Raw genomic sequence first — 19,312 nt, forward strand, 5'->3', positions numbered from 1 at the left:
GATGCGCGCCACGGCCCACCGCGTCACTGCCCGATGTGCTGTTTCAGCCAGCCGTTGACCGTGTCGTGCCACAGGATGCTGTTCTGCGGCTTCAGCACCCAGTGGTTCTCGTCGGGGAAGTACAGGAACTTCGACTCGACGCCCTTGCGCTGCAACGCGGTGAACAGGCCGATGCCCTGCTCCACCGGGATGCGGAAATCCTGCTGGCCGTGGATCACCAGCATCGGCACCTTGAAGTTGGCGACGTGGTTGGCCGGGTTGAACTTCTGGTAGCCCTTCGGGTTGTCGTACGGCGTGCCGCCGTTTTCCCATTCGCTGAACCACAGCTCTTCGGTGGCGTAGCCCATGGCCTGGTTCTCGAACACGCCATCGTGGCTGACCAGGCACTTCCACGGCGACACGCCGTTCTTGTCGTACCAGTTGCCTTCGATCCAGTTGACCATAAAACCGCCATAGCTGGCGCCCAGCGCGCAGGCCTTGCCGCCGTCGAGGAAGGCGTACTTCTTCTGCGCCGCCGCCCAGCCCTTCTGCAGGTCTTCCAGCGGCTTGCCGCCCCAGTCGCCGCTGATCGAATCAGTGAACTTCTGCCCGTAGCCGGTGGACCCGTGGAAATCGATCATCACCACCGCGTAGCCCTGCCCCGCGTAGGTCTGCGGGTTCCAGCGATAGCTCCAGCCGTTGCCGAAGCTGCCCTGCGGGCCGCCGTGGATCAAGAACGCGACCGGATACTTCCTGCCTTCCTGGTAATTCCACGGCTTGACCACGTAGCCGTGCACGGTCTCGTTGTTCCAGCCGACGAAGGTGAACTGCTCGGCGTCGCCGAACTTCACTTCGGGCAGCATTTCGCCGGCACTCTGGGTGATCGCGCGCTGCGGTGCCTTGCCCGCGGCATCGGTGACGAATAGCTGGTCGCCGCTCTGCAGCGTGTTGCGGGTGAAGGCCAACGTGTCACCGGCGATGTCGAACGCGGAGACCGAACCCTGCGCGCCGACCACGTTGCTCACCTCGCCATTGGCGACATCCACGGCGAACAGCGGATGCTGGCCCAGTTCGCCGGCGGTGGTGTAGAGGGTCTTGCCGTCGGCCGACAGGGTGATGCCGTCGGCGGACGCGTCCCAGCGCGGCGCGATTTCGCGCGCCTTGCCCGAACCCAGGTCCATCGCTATCAGGGCGAAGCGGTCCGCTTCGAAACCCGGGCGCGCCATCGCACGGTAGTACAGGGTCTTGCCGTCGGCGCTGAACACCGGACCCGCGTCCCAGGCCTTGTTCGCGGCGGTCAGGTTGCGCGCGCCGCTGCCGTCGGCGTTGACCAGCCAGATGTCGAAATTGGTGCTCCACGGCTCTTCGCGGTTGCTCTGGCGCACGCTCATCGCGACCTGCTTGCCATCGGTCGACCAGGCGAAATCGCCGAGGTCGCCGAACGGCTTCGAGGGGATGTCGCCATGGATGTCGCCGCTGAGCAGCGTCGCCGAGGTCAGCATGCCTTCGCCGCCGAGCTTCGCCGCGAACACGCGGTTCAGGCGACCGTCGGCCCAGGTATCCCAGTGACGGATGAACACGCGGTCGAACACCTTGCCGCTGGCCTTCGCGCCCTCCGCTTCTTCGACTTTCTTCTTGGTGCAGGCCAGGTCGGCCTTGCAATCGGGGAACACCGCGAACGCCAGCGCGACCTGCCGGCCATCGGGCGACAGCTTGTACGCGTCGACATCCAGCGGGAAATCGGTCAGACGCTTCGGCTCGCCGCCGGCCAGCGGCATCGAATACAACTGCATCGAACCGGACTTCGCGCTGAGGAAATAGATCGTCTTGCCGTCGCTGGAGAACGCCGGCGAATTGACGTTCCAGCCGTCCGGGGTCAGTCGCTTCGGCGGCGCCATGTCGCGCGTGCGCAGGTTGCGCACCCACAGGCTGGTCGATGCCTTGGTGACCTCCTTGTTGACCTGGCGCTTGGCGAATACCACGGTGCCGCCATCCGGCGAAAGGGTCGGCGACGACACGCGATCGAGCGAGGCGAGGTCGCGCACATCGAAGCCGCGCTCCGCGGCGAACGCCGGAAACGCGGCCAACGTGGCAAGGGCAAGCAGGGTCAGGCGCAGTTTCATTCCGGGCTCCCGGTGGCAGGAAAGTCGTCGATGGTAGGCCGCGGGGGTGCCCCAGTGCAAAGGAACGAAGTCATATAGTTTCCGCCCCCTTGACCAGCCGTTCGGCTGTTGAAAGCTCAAAAGGGCAGGCATCCGCGCAGCGGATGACGGGGGATTTGCTTTTCGCGACGGCAGAGCGAAAAGCAAATCCCCCTCGACCCCCCTTTCTGCGAAGGGGAAGACAAGCGACGCGCTTCGCTTACGCCTTCGCCGAGCCTTCGCCCTTCACGCCGGTGCGGTAGATCAGCCAGCCGACCAGCGCCAGCACGACGAGGCCGACGTACTGGCTGAAATGGAATTTCTCCGGCAGGGCCAGCACGTCGGCGCGTTCGGACACCACGATCGGGATCGCGATCAGGATGCCCATCAGCGCTTCGCCGGTGATCAGGCCGGCGGAGAACAGCACGCCGGGGCGATGCACGCGGTCGCGCAGGCTTTCGTCATGGGTGCCGACGATGCCGTGGCGCTTCTCGACGAAATAGGCCAGCAGGCCACCGAGGAAGATCGGCACCATCAATTCCAGCGGCAGGTAGATGCCGATGGCCGCGGCCAGCACCGGCACGCGGAACGACGAGTTGCGCGATTTCAGCCAGCTGTCGAACGCGATGACGATCGCACCGATCACCGCGCCGGCGATGATCATGTCCCACGGCAGCTTGCCACCGAACAGGCCCTGCGCCACCGAAGCCATCAGCGTGGCCTGCGGCGCCTGCAACGAACCCGGACGGGTCGGGTCGCCGATGCCGTAGGCCTGCGACAGCAGGTTCAGCACCGGCGCCATGATCAGTGCGCAGGAGAACGCGCCGATGCCCAGCATCAGCTGCTGCTTCCAGGGCGTGGCGCCGACCAGATAGCCGGCCTTCAAATCCTGCAGGTTGTCGCCGCCGACCGCCGCCGCGCAGCACACCACCGCGCCGATCATGATCGCGGCGACCGCGCCGATCTTCGAATCGCTGCCCAGCAGCAGCATCAGCACCACCGAGGCGAACAGGATCGTGGCGATGGTGATGCCCGACACCGGGTTGTTCGACGAGCCGACCAGGCCGGCGAGATAGGCCGATACCGACACGAACAGGAAGCCGGCGACGATCATGATGATGGTCATCGGCACGCTGACGCCCCAGTTCTGCACGATGGCCTGGTACAGGCCCAGCAGCGGCAGCACGAACAGCACCAGCGCCACCAGCATCCACTTCATCGGCAGGTCGCGCTCGGTATGCGGCACGAAACCCTCGCCCGAACCCTTGCGCGCGGCGGCGATGCCGCTCTTCACGCCCGACAGCAGCGACTTGCGCAGCGAGAACAGGGTCCACACGCCGCCGATCAGCATGGTGCCGACGCCGAGGTAGCGGATCTTGTCGCCGCGGATGATGCCCGCCGCCTCCGCCGCGGTCTTTCCGGCGACCTTCGCCATCATCTCCGGGTCGGAGTTCAGCAGGAACGCGTGGTAGAACGGGATCGCGATGTTGTAGGCCAGCACGCTGCCGGACAGCACGACGATGCCGATGTTCAAACCGACGATGTAGCCCACGCCCAGCAGCGCCGGCGACAGGCCGGTGCCCATGTAGCCGAGGTACTTGCCGAAGAAGCCCGCGCCCGCGGCGTTGTCCGGGATCAGGCGCAGGCCGCTTTCCGCCATCAGCTTGACCAGCGCCCCGATGCCCGCGGAGATGCCGAGGATCTTCAGGCCGGGGCCGGGGTTCTCGCCGGCCTTCAGCACTTCGGCGGCGGCCTTGCCTTCGGGGAACGGCAGCGGTTCCTCGACGATCATCGAACGGCGCAACGGCACCGAGAACAGCACGCCGAGCAGGCCGCCGAGTCCGGCGATGGCCAGCACCCACCAGTATTTGAAGTCGGGCCAGTAGCCCATGATGATCAGCGCCGGGATGGTGAAGATCACGCCGGCCGCGATCGACGAACCGGCCGAGGCGCCGGTCTGCACGATGTTGTTCTCGAGGATGGAGCCACCGCCGAGCAGGCGCAGCACGCCCATCGACACCACCGCCGCCGGGATCGCCGTGGCGATGGTCAGGCCGGCGAACAGCCCCAGGTAGGCGTTGGCCGCGGACAGGATCACGGCGAGGACGACCGCGAGGACGACGGCGCGAAGGGTCAGTTGCGCCGGAGCAGGCTGGTTCATGGGCGGTTTCCGCGGTTCCAGAAGGCCGACACGCTATCGGCTGAGTGGCCGCAAGTCCAGCCGCGGTGCGGCGTGCGGCTATACTCCGGCCGGTTTTTCCAGCCATCCGCGGGTCCATGTCCAGCGTCGCCGACCGTTCCATGCCCCCGCCCGCCCGCACCGATTTCCTCGGCCACCCCAAGGGCGTCTTCGTCTGCTTCTTCACCGAGATGTGGGAGCGCTTCTCCTTCTACGGAATGAAGGCGCTGTTGCTGCTGTACTTGCTGAAGCACCATCGCTTCAACGACGACGGCGGCTACGACCTGATCGGCGCCTACGGCGGACTGGTCTACGCGGTGCCGGTGATCGGCGGCCTGGTCGCGGATCGTTGGCTGGGCATGCGCAAGTCGGTGCTGTTCGGCGGCGTGCTGCTGGTGCTGGGCCACCTGGGCATGGCGGTGGAAGGCGAACAGGCACGATTGGTCAACGGCGTGGTGGTGCGCGACGAAGGCGCGCTGCAGGTGTTCTACCTGTCGCTGGCGCTGATCGTGATGGGCGTGGGTTTCCTCAAACCGAACATCTCGACCATCGTCGGACGCCTTTACGCCGCTGACGATCCGCGCCGCGATTCCGGCTTCACCCTGTTCTATGCCGGCATCAACGTCGGCGGCCTGTTCGCGGGACTGGTCTGCGCTTTCCTTGGCGAAACCTATGGCTGGAAATACGGCTTCGGCGCCGCCGGCGTCGGCATGCTGGCCGGGCTGGCGATGTTCCTGTGGGGGCAGAAATACCTGCAAGGCCACGCCGAACCGCCCGCCCCGGCGAAGCTGCGCGAACGCGTCGCCCTGCTGCCGCGCGAGGCATGGATCTACCTGCTGTCGCTCGCCGGGGTCGCCGTGGTGTGGCAGTTGATCCAGCGCACCTGGACGGTGCAGGGTGCGATGCACCTGGTCGCGGCGGCTTTCGGCGCATGGTTCGTCTGGTTCCTGGCCAAGCACTGCAATCGTGTGCAGCGCCAGCAGATGATCGCGCTGCTGGTGACGATCCTGTTCGTGCTGGTGTTCTTCACCCTGTACGAGCAGAGCTACGGTTCGTGGGTGACCTTCAGCGATCGCCTGATGACCAAGGACATGTTCCCATCGCTGGTCAGCGATGCCAGCGGCACCCTGCCGTGGTCGCTTTTCATGATGGCGGCGACGCCGGCGCTGATGGTGGTCGCGCTGCGCGCCAGCGACCGGGGCAACGCGCGCCTGGCCCGCGCCATGGTCTGGCTGCTGGTCCTGGCGATGACCGCGGCGTGCTTCCGCGACGTGGTGCTGGTGCCGCAGACCGCGGGTTCACTGACCTTCCTCGGCTCGTTCTTCATCGTCGTGCTGTCGCCGCTGTTCGCCTGGCTGTGGCCGTGGCTGGAACGGCGCGGGCGCAATCCGGGTAAGCCGCTGAAGAGCGCCATCGGCCTGCTGTTCGCGGGCTTGGCCTTCCTGCCGCTGCTGGCCGCGGCGAAGTTCGCGGGCGGCGGCGCGCAGGCCAGCGTGTGGTGGCTGGTGCTGGCCTACCTGCTGCTGGAAATCGGCGAAATGTGCCTGTCGCCGATCGGGCTGTCCGCGGTGACCCAGTTGTCGGTCGCGCGCGTGGTCGGACTGATGATGGGCGGCTTCTGGCTGGCCACCGCCTATTCGGAAACCCTGGCCGCACAGTTCGGCAAGCTGGCTTCGATCGACATCCCCGAAGGCGCCACGATCGATTTCGCCAGTGCTGCGACGAAGTACGCCAACCTGTTCCAGCTACTGCTGTGGATCGGCCTCGGTTGCGCCCTGCTCGCCCTCGTCGTCGCGCCGTTGCTGCGGCGGATGATGCATGGGGTGAGATAGCCGGTCAGACGCCGAAGGAATCCATTACTCGCGACAATCCCTGTCGCCACTCCGGCAGGTCGATGGCGAAGTCGTGCGCCAGCTTCGATGTATCGAGGCACGAATAGGCTGGCCGGCGCGCAGGCGTCGGATAATCGGCGGTTGCGATCGGAGTCACCACGGACTTGCGTTCGATCAGCCCGCGCATGAACGCCTCGTCGACGATGGTTGCGGCAAAGCCGTGCCAGCTGGTCTCTCCCGTCGCAGTGAGATGCCACGTGCCCGATGCGCGGAATGGCCGGGTGAGAACGGTCGCCGTGACGTCGGCGATCAGCGCCGCCGGTGTCGGCGTGCCAACCTGGTCGGCGACCACGCGCAACTCGTCGCGCTCCTTGGCCAGGCGCAGCATCGTCAACATGAAGTTCTTGCCGTGCGCCGCGTAGACCCAGGCCGTGCGAAAGATCATGTGCCGGCACCCGGACTCACGGATCGCCTGCTCTCCCGCCAGCTTGCTTTCTCCATAGACGCCGAGTGGCGCGGTCGGATCGTCCACGCGATACGGGCGCGTGCCGCTGCCGTCGAACACATAGTCGGTCGAATAATGCACCAGCAACGCATCGCGTTGAGCGCAGGCGCGAGAGAGTACGCCCGGCGCTTCGGCATTGGCGCGGAACGCCGCGTCGCGGTCGCTTTCCGCGCGATCCACTGCCGTGTAAGCCGCGGCGTTGACCACGATATCCGGCGCAACGCGCTCGACCAGTGCGGCCAGCGACCCCGGTTGGTCGAAGTCGCCGACCTCGCATGCAACGGCTCCGGACAGTTGTCCATTGCGCGTGGCGCACACGATGTCGCCCAATTGTGCCAGGCTACGGCGCAGCTCGCGGCCGACCTGACCGTTGGCGCCCAGCAGCAGGATCTTCATGCGGCGTAGATGGGCAGTCGTTCTTGCGGAACATCGGCAAGGAACGGGGCCTTCGCATCCTTGCCGGACAGCAACGGTTCGGACACCGGCCAATCGATGGCGAGGTCAGCATCGTCCCAGCGGATGTTCGCATCCGCCGACGGATCGTAGGTGGCGGTGCACAGGTAGGTGAACAACGCGCGCTCGCTGAGCACGACGAAGCCGTGGGCGAAACCTTCGGGGATCCAGAAATGCCGCTTGTTTTCCGCGCTCAGCAACACCGCCGTCCACTTGCCGTAATGCGGCGACCCGCGGCGGATATCGACGGCAACGTCCCAGACCTCGCCCTCCAGCACCGACACGTACTTGCCCTGCGGCTTCGGCCACTGGTAATGCAAGCCACGCAACACGCCACGGGCCGAAGAAGACACGTTGCCCTGTACGAATGCCGGCTGCAGTCCGTGCTGCGCCAGCTTGTCGCTGTTGAAGGACTCGTAGAAGAATCCGCGATCGTCGCCGAACACTTGCGGCTCGAGCACGAGGCAGCCGGGCAGATCGGTTTCGACGACCTTCACGGCACGTAACCTTGTTCCGGCAAAGCCATCAGGTACTGGCCATAGCCGTTCTTGATCAACGGCTTGGCCAATACGAACAACTGTTCGCGATCGATCCAGCCATTGTTGTAAGCGATCTCTTCCGGGCAAGCCACGCGCAAACCCTGGCGCGCTTCGATGGTCTCGATGTAGTTGGCCGCTTCCAGCAGCGACTGGTGGGTACCCGTATCCAGCCACGCATAACCGCGTCCCAGGCGTTCCAGATGCAGCGAATTCTCGGCCAGGTAGCACTTGTTGAGATCGGTGATTTCCAGTTCGCCGCGAGGCGAAGGCTGCAACGACGCGGCGAATTCCGGGGCGCGGCCATCGTAGAAATACAGCCCGGTCACGGCGTAGTGAGAACGCGGCTGCGCCGGCTTTTCTTCAAGGCCCACCACCTTGCCGTCGGCGTCGAATTCGGCCACGCCGTAGCGCTCCGGGTCGCGGACCCAATAGCCGAATACGGTGGCGCCTTGCTCGCGCGCATCGGCGCGTTTCAGCATCGCCGTCAGGCCCGGGCCATGGAAGATGTTGTCGCCCAACACCAGGCAACTGGGTGCGCCACCGAGGAAGTCGCGACCGATGGTGAACGCCTGCGCCAATCCATCCGGACTCGGCTGCGCGGCATACTCCAGTCGCATGCCCCACTGCGAGCCATCGCCCAGCAGCGCCTTGAACAGGGCCTGTTCGTGCGGCGTGTTGATCACCAGCACTTCGCGGATGCCCGCCAGCATCAACACGCTGAGCGGGTAATAGATCATCGGCTTGTCGTAGACCGGCAGCAGTTGCTTGCTGATCGCCTGGGTGATCGGATACAGCCGGGTGCCGGAACCGCCGGCGAGGATGATGCCCTTGCGTTTCGTCATGTCGAATTCCCTGTCGGCTTACGCGGCCGTTCCGATCCGCTCCAGGCGATAGCTGCCATCGAGCACACGATTCACCCACCCCTGGTTATCCAAGTACCAGTCGACCGTCTCGGCGATGCCACGCTCGAAGGTATAGGCGGGCTCCCAGCCCAACTCGTTCTTCAGCTTGCTGGCGTCGATCGCATAACGGCGATCATGGCCAGGGCGATCGGCCACGAAAGCGATTTGGCTTTCGCGCGGTTGACCGTCGGCGCGCGGGCGACGCTGGTCGAGCAGCGCACAAATGGTCTTGACCACTTCGATGTTCTGCTTCTCCGAATTGCCGCCGACGTTGTAGGTCTCGCCGACGCGGCCCTTTTCGAGCACCGTGCGGATCGCCGAGCAGTGGTCGCGCACGAACAGCCAATCGCGCACCTGCTTGCCATCGCCATACACCGGCAACGCTTCGCCGGCCAGCGCCTTGGCGATCACCAGCGGAATAAGTTTTTCCGGGAAGTGGTACGGCCCGTAATTGTTGCTGCAGTTGGTGGTCAGCACCGGCAGGCCGTACGTGTGGTGGAACGCGCGCACCAGGTGATCGGACGCGGCCTTCGAGGCCGAGTACGGCGAATTCGGCGCATAGGGCGTGGTTTCGGTGAACTTGCCGCTGTCGCCAAGCGTGCCGTAGACCTCGTCGGTGGATACATGGAGGAAGCGGAACTTGTCCCTGGCTTCGCCCTGCAGGCCCTTCCAGTGATCGCGCACCGCTTCCAGCAGGTGCAGCGTGCCGACCACGTTGGTCTGGACGAAGGCGCCCGGGCCGTCGATCGATCGATCGACATGGCTTTCCGCTGCGAAATTGATCACCGCGTCCGGATGATGCTCATCCAGCAGCCTGGAGACCAGCGCACCATCGCCGATATCGCCGTGCACGAACACATGGTTCGGGTCGCCATCGAGCGATGCCAGCGTATCGCGGTTGCCGGCATAGGTCAGCGCGTCGAGATTCACGACCTTGACGCCTTGCGCAACCGCTTCCAACACGAAATTGCCGCCGATGAAGCCGGCGCCGCCCGTTACCATCCAGGTTGGCATTCGCACCCTCGTAAAAAACTGTTTCGAGAAACCGCCGCCGGCAGGTTACTGGCGCGCGATGAACGATGACTTCACCCCGTCAGAACGGAATGTCGTCATCCGCAAAATCATCCACCGGCGCCTGCTGCGGTGCCGGTGCCTGGCGTCGCGGCGCGCCGCCCTGCGAACCGTAATCCTGTCGCGCCGGACGCGCGGGACGATCGCCGCCACTACCGCCTTCGCCGCCGCCCAGCATCTGCATCTCGTCGGCGACGATGTCGGTGGTGTAGTGCTTGACGCCATCCTTTTCGTAGCTGCCGTATTCGAGCCGGCCTTCGATGTACACGCTGCGGCCCTTGCGCAGGTATTCGCCGGCGATCTCGCCCAGCTTGCCGAACAGCTTGACCCGGTGCCACTCGGTCTTTTCCTGCTGGTTGCCGTCGCGGTCCTTGCGTACCGAGGTGGTCGCCAGGCTGAGCGTGGTGATGGCCATGCCGCCCTGGGTGTACTTGACGTCCGGATCGTTGCCGAGGTTGCCGATCAGAATGACTTTGTTTACGCCGCGTGCCATGTCGTGATTCCGTTATGAACGCCCGCCATTCACGGGCAAATGCCATTGAAGTATACCCTCAGGCGCTCCCGCCATCGGCGTTCCTCCGCTTGTCGCGTAGGAAAACTCCCCGGCCTGGGCCTTATAATTCAGCGACTTCCCCGCGCCTTCGCCCATGTCCGCCGTCGCAGCCCCCCGGTCCGTGCCTTCCCTGCCCCAGATCCAGGCCCTGGCCGCCGCGGACATGGCCGCCATCGATGCATTGATCCGCGCGCGCCTTGCCTCCGACGTGGTGTTGATCAACCAGATCGCCGACCACATCGTCTCGGCCGGCGGCAAGCGCCTTCGGCCGATGCTGGTGGCGCTGGCGGGCCGGGCGACCGGCCCGGTCGCCGCCGCGCACCACCAGTTGGCCGCGATCGTCGAATTCATCCATACCTCGACCCTGCTGCACGACGACGTGGTCGACGAATCCGACCTGCGCCGCGGCCGCAGCACCGCCAACGCGCTGTGGGGCAACGCGCCCAGCGTGCTGGTCGGCGACTTCCTGTATTCGCGCAGTTTCCAGTTGATGGTGGAACTGGACCGGATGCCGGTGATGCGCATCCTCGCCGACACCACCAACCGCATCGCCGAAGGCGAAGTGCTTCAGCTGCTGCACGTGCACAACCCCGACACCGACGAAGCGGCGTACCTGCGGGTGATCGAACGCAAGACCGCGGTGCTGTTCGCCGCCGGGTGCCAGCTCGGCGCGTTGGCGTCCGAGGCCGGCGAAGCGATCCAGCGCAAGCTGTACGACTACGGCATGGCCCTCGGCTACGCATTCCAGATCGCCGACGACGTACTCGACTACACCGCCGATGCGGAAGCGCTGGGCAAGAACCTCGGCGACGACCTGGCCGAAGGCAAGGCCACGTTGCCGCTGATCCACGCGATCCGCCATTCCGACGAAACCGTCGCCGCGCGGCTGAAGGAAATCGTGCGCGAAGGCGATGCCTCGGCGATGCCCGAAGTGCTGGCCGCGATCCGCGCCACCGGCGGACTGGAATACAGCCGCCAGCGCGCCTTCGAATATGCCGATGCGGCGATGCATGCACTGGACGGCCTTGCCGACAACGAAGCGGTCGCCGCGCTGCACGGACTGGCGCGTTACGCGGTGGAACGCGGGCACTGAAAACGCAAGCTTTCCGGCGCATGCCACCGCTGCCCGCACTGCTCCGCGAGATCCGTGGCTGCACCTTGTGTTCGCCGCACCTGCCGCTGGGACCGCGACCGGTGCTGCAGGCGGGCGCCGAAGCCCGCATCCTGATCGCCTCGCAAGCGCCCGGTCGCAAGGTGCACGCTTCCGGCAAGCCATTCACCGATGCCAGCGGCGACCGCCTGCGCGATTGGCTCGGCATGTCGCCCGAGGTTTTCTACGATCCCAACCGGGTCGCCATCGTACCGATGGGATTCTGCTACCCGGGCACGGGATCCGGCGGCGACCTGCCTCCGCGTCCCGAATGCGTCCCCGCTTGGCGTGCGCAACTGTTGGCCAGCCTGCCGAACATCGAACTGACCCTGGTCATCGGCCGCTACGCGATTGCCTGGCACCTGCCCGATGCCGGCGCCTCGCTGACCGCGACGGTGCGATGCTGGCGCGAATACTGGCCTTCCGTGGTGCCCTTGCCGCACCCGAGCCCACGCAACGGACTATGGTTGCGACGCAACCCGTGGTTCGCCGAAGAAATGCTGCCAGCACTTCGACAGCGTGTAGCCGAGGTGTTGGCGCAGCGCGACGATCCACCGTAGAGCGGGGCTTGCCCCGCTCGCGTGATCGATGAGGCTAACGAGGCAAGCCCCGCTCTACCGGCCGAAGCGTTCCTTCCAGAAGTCTTCCATCATCCGGTACGCCCGCTTCGCCGCGCGTTCGTTGTACATGCAGCCCGGCGGGCTGTTGGCGGTTTCCAGCGCGAAGCAATGCACCGCGCCGCTGAAGTTGACGAACTGCCAGTCGGCGCCGGCGGCGTTCATTTCCTTCTCGAAACCGGCAATATCGCCCGCCGTGCCCCTGTCGTCGGCGCCGTTGAGCACCAGCACCGGCGTCTTCACCGCGCCCGCCTTCGCCGGCATCGAGGTGCCCAGTCCGCCGTGGAAGGTCACCGCGCCGGCGATTTCAGCCCCGCCGCGCACCAGCTCCAGTACCGAGGAACCGCCGAAGCAATAGCCGAATGCGCCGATCTTCGCCGCATCCAGCGGGGCCTTCTTGCCGGCCTGCGCCTTCAGCGTGTCCAGCGCGACCAGCATCCGCGCGCGCATCACCATCGGCGCGGCGTACAGGGGCTTGACCTGGGCCAGGGCCTCGTCCGCGTTCTTCGGCCGGACGCCCTTGCCGTACATGTCGACGACCAGCACCACGTATTCGCTGCCCGCGACCTGCTTGGCCTTGGCGATCGCGTTGTCGGTGACGCCCAGCCAGTCCGGCACCATCAGCAGGCCGGGACGCTTCGTCGCCACCGCGTCGTCGTAGACCAGGTAGCCGGAAAACGCCTGCTTGCCGATCCGCCACTCCACCGGCTTCGCTTGCGGCGCGGCCATGGCGGCGGATGCGAACAGCAGGGTCAACAGGAACAGGAAGGCTGAACGTTTGCGCATGGCGTCGGTCCTCTTCGTCGGGATGACAACGAGTGTACTCCCCGTGGCAGCGGACTTAGGTGCTCACTTTCCCCGACACTACGGACGCTTCTCCCCGTATTCCGAAAAAGCAATCGCGGGCAAGCCCGCTCCCACAAACTTCCCCACGATGCTCTGTCGGATCAGGCGATGCCGATGCCCGGAATCGCAGAGATCAGCTCGGGATCGAAACCAGCCAGTTCGGCAAAATGGCGGCCGCGGGCAACGTAATCGCGATATTGGCCGAAGCTGGGCGCCCCGGGCGATAGCAGGACCACGCCGGGGCCGCCGAGCAGCGATTCCGCCTTCCTCATCGCCGAAAGCAGATCGTCGGCGGCAGCGAGCTGGAAGCCACCCTCGCCTGCCAGCGGCGCGAGCAGGTCGTGGATGCGCGGACCATTCGCGCCCATCGTCACGATCACGGCCGGCGCCTGCGTACGCATGCGTTCGGCGAAATCGTGCCAGTCCAGGCCACGGTCGTGACCGCCGACCAGCAAGGCCACGCGACGATCGCGGAACACGTCCAGTGCGGCCAGGCTGGCGTGCGGCGTGGTGCTGATCGAATCGTTGACGTAGACGATGCCGTCGCGTTCGCCCAGCGTCTGCAGGCGGTTCGGCAGCGGGCGGAACGATTCCGCGGCGGCGGCCAGCGGCACTGCGTCCAGGCCCATCGCTTCGATGGCGGTGAGCACCGCGCACAGATTGCTGCGATTGTGCCGCCCTGGCACCGGCACGCGCGTGGTGTCGAGCACGAAGGCGTCGCCGCGATGCAAGGCGTCGCCACGCAGGTGCCAGCCGTCCTCGCGGTTGAACCAGCGGATCTCGCTGTCCGGCAACGCGAGCTTGCCGAGGATCGGATCGGCGGCGTTCAGCACGGCGACGCGCGGCCTCGCGCCGGTCACCAGCGCCAGCTTGTCCTCGATGTAGCGGGCTTCGCCGCCATGCCAATCGAGGTGTTCCGGGAAGATGTTCAACACCACCGCGACCTGCGGCCGTGCGCCGCTGTCGGCCACGTCGCGGGTCTGGTAGCTGGACAACTCGATCGCCCAGAATTCAGGCGCCGGCCGGGGATCCAGCACTTCCAGCAAGGGCAGGCCGATGTTGCCGGCCAACACCGTGCGATGGCTGCCAGCGCGCAGCAGGTGGGCCAGCAGCGAAGTCGTGGTGCTCTTGCCCTTGGTGCCGGTCACGCACACCGCATTCGGGACGAAACCCTGCGCATCGGCATGCTCGCCGAACCACAGCGCGGTACCGCCGATGAAGCGCGTGCCATGTTCCGTCGCGGCCCGTGCTTCCGGCTTGTAGGGACTGATGCCCGGCGACTTGATGACGGCATCGAAGGCAGCGAGTTTTTCCGCCGTCGCTTCGGTTTCGACCTGCAACGCTCCATCGCCCAGCGCGCGCGCGTCGTCGATCTCGTTCGGCGAGCAGAACAGCGTCAGCGGCCAGTCCGCTTCGCGCGCGCGCAAGGCATGGTAGGCCGCACGGCCTTCGCGGCCCCAGCCCCACAACGCGACCTTGCGGCCTGCGAGCGCGGCGAGGCGGATCGGCTTGCCGTCAGGCGGCGAACTGCGCACGCAGCTTTTCCCACAGCGCGGCGGGGACGCGATGCTCATCGCCGATCTCGAGCAGTGGCGGCAAGGCCAGCTCCCGCGGATCCAGCTGCGGGCGGATCTCGCGATTGAAGCGCGCCACCAGCGCGTCCTCGCGCCATTCCGGGCGTTCGCCCAGCAGCGCCATCGCCGCGCGCGACTCCTTGCCCTCGCCGACGCATTCGAACGGCTTGTGGTCCTGGAACTCCAGCAACGCATCGAAGCCGCCGGCCTGCGATGCGTCGTCGAGCAGGTTGCGGCCGAAGATGCCGACCAGGCGCGGCTTGGGCATGAACGGCGCCAGCGCGAGGAACACGAAATGGCACTTCGGGCACACGCCGCACCAGCGATTGGCCGGGCGCTCGCCGAGGATGTGGAAATTGCGGTTGCAGCTGGAGAAATGCGCGTCGTAATGCGAATTCTTCGCGAACTGGCGCGCCACCGCGAGCTCGCTGAGCGGGCGCAGCAGCGAGTAGTAATGCAGGTCGGCGGCGACGCGCGACTGCACGTACTCGCCGAACGCCTTCTCGAAGGCCCAGCCCTTCGACCACTGGTGGTTCACCTCACCCGTACCCGGGATCACGCTGCCGTAGCTGGCCGAGCGCTCGTTGGAAAACACCACCTGGTCGGCACCGTGCAGCACCGCGGCCAGCACCATGATCGCCGAGTTGATCGCGGTCACCGGGATGTGGCCGTTCCAGGCGCCCTGCCGGTTCAGTTCGAACAGCTCCGGCGCCAGCGCGCGGCCCAGGTTCAGCGTCGGCAAGCCGGTGCGCGCGGCGCACGCGGCGATCAACTGCGAACCGCCGATCCAGGTCACCGTCTGCTCGACCCCGGCCGAACGCAAGGCTTCGATGCTGACCAGCGAATCCTTGCCGCCGCCGATCGCGACCAGCGCATGTTCGCGCAGGCCGAGCGTCGGCGCGCCTGCCGAATCCGGCGTGTCGACGTGCGGGAATGCGATCTTCCCGTGCAGGTTCAGGCCGTTGCGGTAGGCGAATTCGCCCAGGCCGTTGACGTACACGGTCTCGAGGAACGCTGCGGTGTCCTTGTCGATGGAATAGGCATCGATGCGGATCTCCGCCGGCACCGCCGCCTTGTAATAGCTGACGCCGGCGATCAGGTGCAGCAGGCGCAGCGCGGCTTCGACCGCCTTCGCGCGCGCAGCGTCCAACGCGAACGGCGCACCCGGCACCGTGACCGTCTCCGTCATTTCCGAACCGTCGTCGAACGCATACACCAGCGTCGCGACACCGCTCTGCGCGTCGAAGCCGCAACGGACGAAGCGGAATGCCTTCACCTCGTCGCGTTTGAACAACCAATCAGACATCGATCACCTCTTCACCCGGCAATGCGCGCAGGTTGTATGTACTGGCCATGCTGAAACCATAGGCACCGGCGTCCGCGATCAGCATCACATCGCCCGGCGCGGTCGTGGCCGGCAGCTTGACCCGCTGCGCGAACACATCGCTCGACTCGCAGATCGGTCCGACCACGCCGAAATCAAGCTCGCGGACCTCGTCCAGCCGCGACAGGTTGGCGATGTCGTGCCAGGCGTCGTACAGCGCAGGCCGGATCAGCGCGTTCATGCCCGCATCCAGCCCGACCCGGCGCACGCCGTCCTTCTCGATCACCTGGGTCGCGTCCGCCAGCAGCACGCCGGACTCGGCGACCAGGAAACGGCCCGGCTCGATGGCGATGCGGAACGCGGGATGCACCTGCTTCATCTCGGCCAGGCCGGCGGCATAGCCCTCCAGGTCGAACGGTTCGTCGTCCTCGCTGTACGGAATCGGCAGGCCGCCGCCGATGTCGATGGTCTCGACGCTGCCGATGCGGCGGGCGAAGCCGGCCAGTTCGTCGAACATCATCCGCCAGTGCTCGCGGTTGTCGATGCCGCTGCCCATGTGCGCATGCAGGCCGGTCACGGTCAGGCCCAGCGCGCGCGCGGTGTCGATGAACTCGTCCACGCGCTGCACCGACAGACCGAACTTGGAATGCTTGCCGCCGGTATTGACCTTGGCGTGGTGTCCGCCGCCGTGGCCCAGGTCGATGCGCAGCCAGACCCGGCGTCCGCGGAAGACCTCCGGCCAGCGCTGCAGGATCTCGACGCTGTCGATGGTGGTGTTGACGCCCAGTTCGAACGCCTGCCGATACTCGTCGGGCGGGGCGAAGCTGGGGGTGAACAGGATCCGCGATGGCGCGAAGCCGGGCACGCTGGCCAGCACGTGGCGGATCTCGCCCAGCGACACGCACTCCAGGCCGAACCCCTCTTCGGCCAGCGCGCGCAGGATCGCCGGATGCGAGTTGGCCTTGATCGCGTAGTAACGCTGGTCGATGGCGGCGATGGCCTTCAGCTGGCGCGCGCGTTCGCGCACCGTGGCCAGATCGTAGACATAAGTCGGCGTGGACTTCGCAGCCAGCCGCAACAATGCGTCGCGCTTGCCGGCATCGTGCCACCACGGCAGCGGCCGCGGCCGGAACTGGCCGTTCAGCTCGCGCCAGCGCACGCCGAACACGCCGCCTTCGTACACCGGCATCGCGCCGCTGTCGATCAGCGCCTCGTGCAGCACCGGCAGCAGGCCGTCGGCGTCGGCTTCGTCGATGACGAAGGTCAGGTTCAGGTCGTTGGACGACTGCGAGATCATGTGCACGCGTTCCTGCCCGAACGTGGCCCACACCTCGGACAGCTTGTGCAGCAGCGAACGCATGCCGCGGCCGACCAGGGTGATGGCCGCGCACGGCACGATGATCTTGACCCGGCACAGCCTGGCCAGGTCTTCCGACAGCGCGGCCAGCGCGTCGGTGTTGACCAGGTTCTCGGACGGATCCAGCGACACGGTGACGTTGGTTTCGGCGGTACCGATCAGGTCGACCGACAGGCCATGGCGCTTGAACACTTCGAACACGTCGGAGAGGAAGCCGGCCTGTTGCCACATCGCCATGCTTTCCATCGATACCAGCACGATGCCGTTGCGGCGGCTGATCGCCTTTACCCCCGGCACCGGTTCGGCATTGCCGTCGATGCTGGTGCCCGGCAGTTCCGGACGCTCGGTGTCGAGGATCGCCATCGGCACGCCGGCATCGCGGCAGGGCTTGATCGAACGCGGATGCAGCACCTTGGCGCCGGTGGTGGCGATTTCCTGCGCTTCGTAATAGTCGAGGCGGGTCAGCAGCCGCGCATCCGGTACTTCCTTCGGATTGGCACTGAACATGCCGGGCACGTCGGTCCAGATTTCCACGCGCTTCGCGCCGAGCAACGCACCGAAGTACGCGGCCGACGTGTCGGAACCACCTCGGCCGAGGATCGCGGTGCCGCCGTCCTGGTGCCGGGAAATGAAGCCCTGGGTGATCAGCAACCGGCTCGGCTGCGTGGCGAAACGCTGGCGCCATTCGGCCGAGGGCGCGGTGGTGCAGTTCACCGACAGGCGCTTCGACCACTCGCTCTGGTTCGGCGCGGGCGGCACCGCGTGCAGCCATTCGCGCGCATCCATCCAGCCCATGTCCAGGCCCTGCGCGCGCAGGTAGGCGGCGCCGAGCGTGGACGAAAGCAGTTCGCCCTGGGCCAGCACTTCGGCCTGCCAGTCGAGCGTGCGCGATCGTGCACGCGGGTCGGCCAGCAGGCCTTGCAGCGCGGACAGGCGTGCGCCCAGCACCGCTTCGACGTCCAGGTCCAGCTCCGCGGCGAATTCGCGGTGGCGCTGCGCCAGCGCTTCGACCCGCCGTGCGCTGTCGACGGCGCCGTCGGCGATGGCGGTCAGCTCGTTGGTCACCCCGGACAGCGCCGACACCACCACCAGTACCCGCGCGTCGTTGTCGTCGCCACGTTTCTTCGCCAGTTTGCCAATCGTGTCCCAGCGATGACGACGCGACACCGAAGTGCCACCGAACTTGAGGACGATCCAGCGATCGGGCGAGGAGACGGCGGGGGAAGCTGACATTTTGGCGTTGGTCGATGTTGGGGGCGGAAGCCCGACCGGCGGGCGGAACCGCCGATTCTATAGGAACGCACTACAGGAACGCCCCAAAGGAACGCGGGCCAGCGGACGGTTTCATCCGCCACTTTCGATTGACGCCTGCGCCGGCGCTTCCTACGCTGCACCGCCCTGCCCCGGCTTCCCCCATGGCCACCCGCCGTTATCTGCAGCTCGACGTGTTCGCCGAACGTCCTGGCGCCGGCAATCCATTGGGCGTCGTCCTCGATGCCACCGACATGGATACGTCGTCGATGCAGGCGCTCGCCGCATGGCTGAACCTGTCCGAGACCATCTTCTTCCTGCCGGTCTCCGAAGCCGGTGCCGACTACCGCATCCGCATCTTCACCCCCGGCAGCGAATTGCCCTTCGCCGGCCACCCGAGCGTAGGCGCCGCCTGGACCGTGGCGACCCATGGCCTGGCCGCGCCGCGCGACGGCAGGCTGGTCCAGCAATGCCAGGCGGGATTGCTGCCGGTGCGCGTGCGCGGCGAGGCACCGGTGCGGATCGAATTGCGCAGCCCTCGCGGCCGGCCCGTTGAGAACGCGCCGCCAATGGCGCCCGCCGGACTGGGCGCGATCGATAGGACCGCCGTGTTGTGGAACAACGGCCCTTCGTGGTGGCTGGTCGAAGCCGCATCGGCCGAACAGGTGCGGCAACTGCAGCCGGATTTCGCCGCGATCACCGCATGGACGAACGCCACCGCGGCGACCGGCGTGGCGGTGTTCGCGCGCGAACCCTCGCCGGCCCACGACCTCGTCGTGCGCGCGTTCTGCCCCGGCGACGCGGTCGGCGTGCCCGAAGATCCGGTCACCGGCAGCGCGAATGCCTTGGTCGCCGCCTTCCTCCACCGCGACGGCCGTCTGCCGGGCCGCAACGGCGAATACGTCGCCAGCCAGGGCCGCGAACTGGGCCGCGACGGCCGGGTCGCGCTGCGCGTGGACGCCGACGGCGAAGTCTGGATCGGCGGCCAGGTGCAGCAGATCATCGACGGCCGCATCGACTGGTAATCCCTCCCCCATAT

15 protein-coding genes are annotated in these 19,312 nt (G+C 66.6%); 4 read left to right on the forward strand and 11 right to left on the reverse strand.

Annotated elements, in window-relative coordinates; genetic code table 11:
- Nucleotides 1–23 precede the first annotated feature (23 nt).
- Nucleotides 24–2,102, reverse strand: coding sequence for a S9 family peptidase (locus J5837_RS00850; RefSeq protein ID WP_210534830.1), 2,079 nt, complete (start codon nt 2,100–2,102; stop codon nt 24–26).
- A gap of 238 nt (nt 2,103–2,340) precedes the next feature.
- Nucleotides 2,341–4,281 carry an OPT family oligopeptide transporter gene (locus J5837_RS00855; protein WP_210534831.1) on the reverse strand — a complete coding sequence of 647 codons (1,941 nt, stop codon included), beginning with the start codon at nt 4,279–4,281 and terminating at the stop codon, nt 2,341–2,343.
- A 140-nt stretch (nt 4,282–4,421) separates the two neighbouring features.
- On the opposite strand from J5837_RS00855, the gene J5837_RS00860 reads away from it, so the two are divergent.
- Nucleotides 4,422–6,131 carry a peptide MFS transporter gene (locus tag J5837_RS00860; RefSeq protein WP_244755487.1) on the forward strand — a complete coding sequence of 570 codons (1,710 nt, stop codon included), beginning with the start codon at nt 4,422–4,424 and terminating at the stop codon, nt 6,129–6,131.
- 4 nt (nt 6,132–6,135) lie between these two features.
- Here the strand turns inward: J5837_RS00860 and rfbD are convergent, their stop codons facing one another.
- From rfbD to ssb, 5 genes are all read right to left on the reverse strand, one after another.
- Nucleotides 6,136–7,032 (reverse strand): dTDP-4-dehydrorhamnose reductase, encoded by an 897-nt coding sequence (gene rfbD, locus J5837_RS00865; protein WP_210534833.1) that lies wholly within the window; start codon nt 7,030–7,032, stop codon nt 6,136–6,138.
- The gene (gene rfbC / locus J5837_RS00870; protein WP_210534834.1) at nt 7,029–7,586 is read right to left on the reverse strand and encodes a dTDP-4-dehydrorhamnose 3,5-epimerase; all 558 of its coding nucleotides are present in this window, start codon (nt 7,584–7,586) and stop codon (nt 7,029–7,031) included. Before rfbC ends, rfbD begins: the two co-directional genes overlap by 4 nt.
- A complete protein-coding gene (rfbA, locus tag J5837_RS00875; RefSeq protein ID WP_210534835.1) occupies nt 7,583–8,470 on the reverse strand; it encodes a glucose-1-phosphate thymidylyltransferase RfbA in 888 nt (295 codons plus the stop codon). Before rfbA ends, rfbC begins: the two co-directional genes overlap by 4 nt.
- Nucleotides 8,471–8,488: 18 nt before the next feature.
- Nucleotides 8,489–9,544, reverse strand: coding sequence for a dTDP-glucose 4,6-dehydratase (rfbB, locus tag J5837_RS00880; RefSeq protein WP_210534836.1), 1,056 nt, complete (start codon nt 9,542–9,544; stop codon nt 8,489–8,491).
- 79 nt (nt 9,545–9,623) lie between these two features.
- Nucleotides 9,624–10,094, reverse strand: a complete 471-nt coding sequence (ssb, locus tag J5837_RS00885) for a single-stranded DNA-binding protein (RefSeq protein ID WP_210534837.1) — start codon at nt 10,092–10,094, stop codon at nt 9,624–9,626.
- 154 nt (nt 10,095–10,248) lie between these two features.
- Between ssb and J5837_RS00890 the strand changes: the two genes are divergently transcribed.
- A complete protein-coding gene (locus J5837_RS00890; protein WP_210534838.1) occupies nt 10,249–11,247 on the forward strand; it encodes a polyprenyl synthetase family protein in 999 nt (332 codons plus the stop codon).
- A 20-nt stretch (nt 11,248–11,267) separates the two neighbouring features.
- Complete coding sequence (locus tag J5837_RS00895) at nt 11,268–11,864, forward strand: uracil-DNA glycosylase family protein (protein WP_210534839.1); 597 nt, start codon at nt 11,268–11,270, stop codon at nt 11,862–11,864.
- Nucleotides 11,865–11,918: 54 nt separating this feature from the next.
- Here J5837_RS00895 and J5837_RS00900 read toward each other — a convergent pair whose 3' ends face one another.
- From J5837_RS00900 to J5837_RS00915, 4 genes are all read right to left on the reverse strand, one after another.
- Nucleotides 11,919–12,707: a dienelactone hydrolase family protein gene (locus J5837_RS00900; RefSeq protein WP_210534840.1), complete on the reverse strand. Its 789-nt coding sequence runs from the start codon at nt 12,705–12,707 to the stop codon at nt 11,919–11,921.
- A 161-nt stretch (nt 12,708–12,868) separates the two neighbouring features.
- Nucleotides 12,869–14,302 (reverse strand): UDP-N-acetylmuramoyl-L-alanine--D-glutamate ligase, encoded by a 1,434-nt coding sequence (gene murD, locus J5837_RS00905; protein ID WP_425504807.1) that lies wholly within the window; start codon nt 14,300–14,302, stop codon nt 12,869–12,871.
- A complete protein-coding gene (gene murL / locus J5837_RS00910; RefSeq protein WP_210534841.1) occupies nt 14,283–15,647 on the reverse strand; it encodes a UDP-N-acetyl-alpha-D-muramoyl-L-alanyl-L-glutamate epimerase in 1,365 nt (454 codons plus the stop codon). Before murL ends, murD begins: the two co-directional genes overlap by 20 nt.
- Nucleotides 15,640–18,255 (reverse strand): bifunctional aspartate kinase/diaminopimelate decarboxylase, encoded by a 2,616-nt coding sequence (locus J5837_RS00915; RefSeq protein WP_210534842.1) that lies wholly within the window; start codon nt 18,253–18,255, stop codon nt 15,640–15,642. The genes murL and J5837_RS00915 overlap by 8 nt, the downstream gene beginning before the upstream one ends.
- Nucleotides 18,256–18,437: 182 nt before the next feature.
- Between J5837_RS00915 and J5837_RS00920 the strand changes: the two genes are divergently transcribed.
- Complete coding sequence (locus J5837_RS00920) at nt 18,438–19,298, forward strand: PhzF family phenazine biosynthesis protein (RefSeq protein WP_210534843.1); 861 nt, start codon at nt 18,438–18,440, stop codon at nt 19,296–19,298.
- The last annotated feature ends 14 nt before the right edge of the window (nt 19,299–19,312 follow it).

It is taken from the genome of Pseudoxanthomonas helianthi, assembly GCF_017939625.1.
GTDB lineage: Bacteria > Pseudomonadota > Gammaproteobacteria > Xanthomonadales > Xanthomonadaceae > Pseudoxanthomonas_A > Pseudoxanthomonas_A helianthi.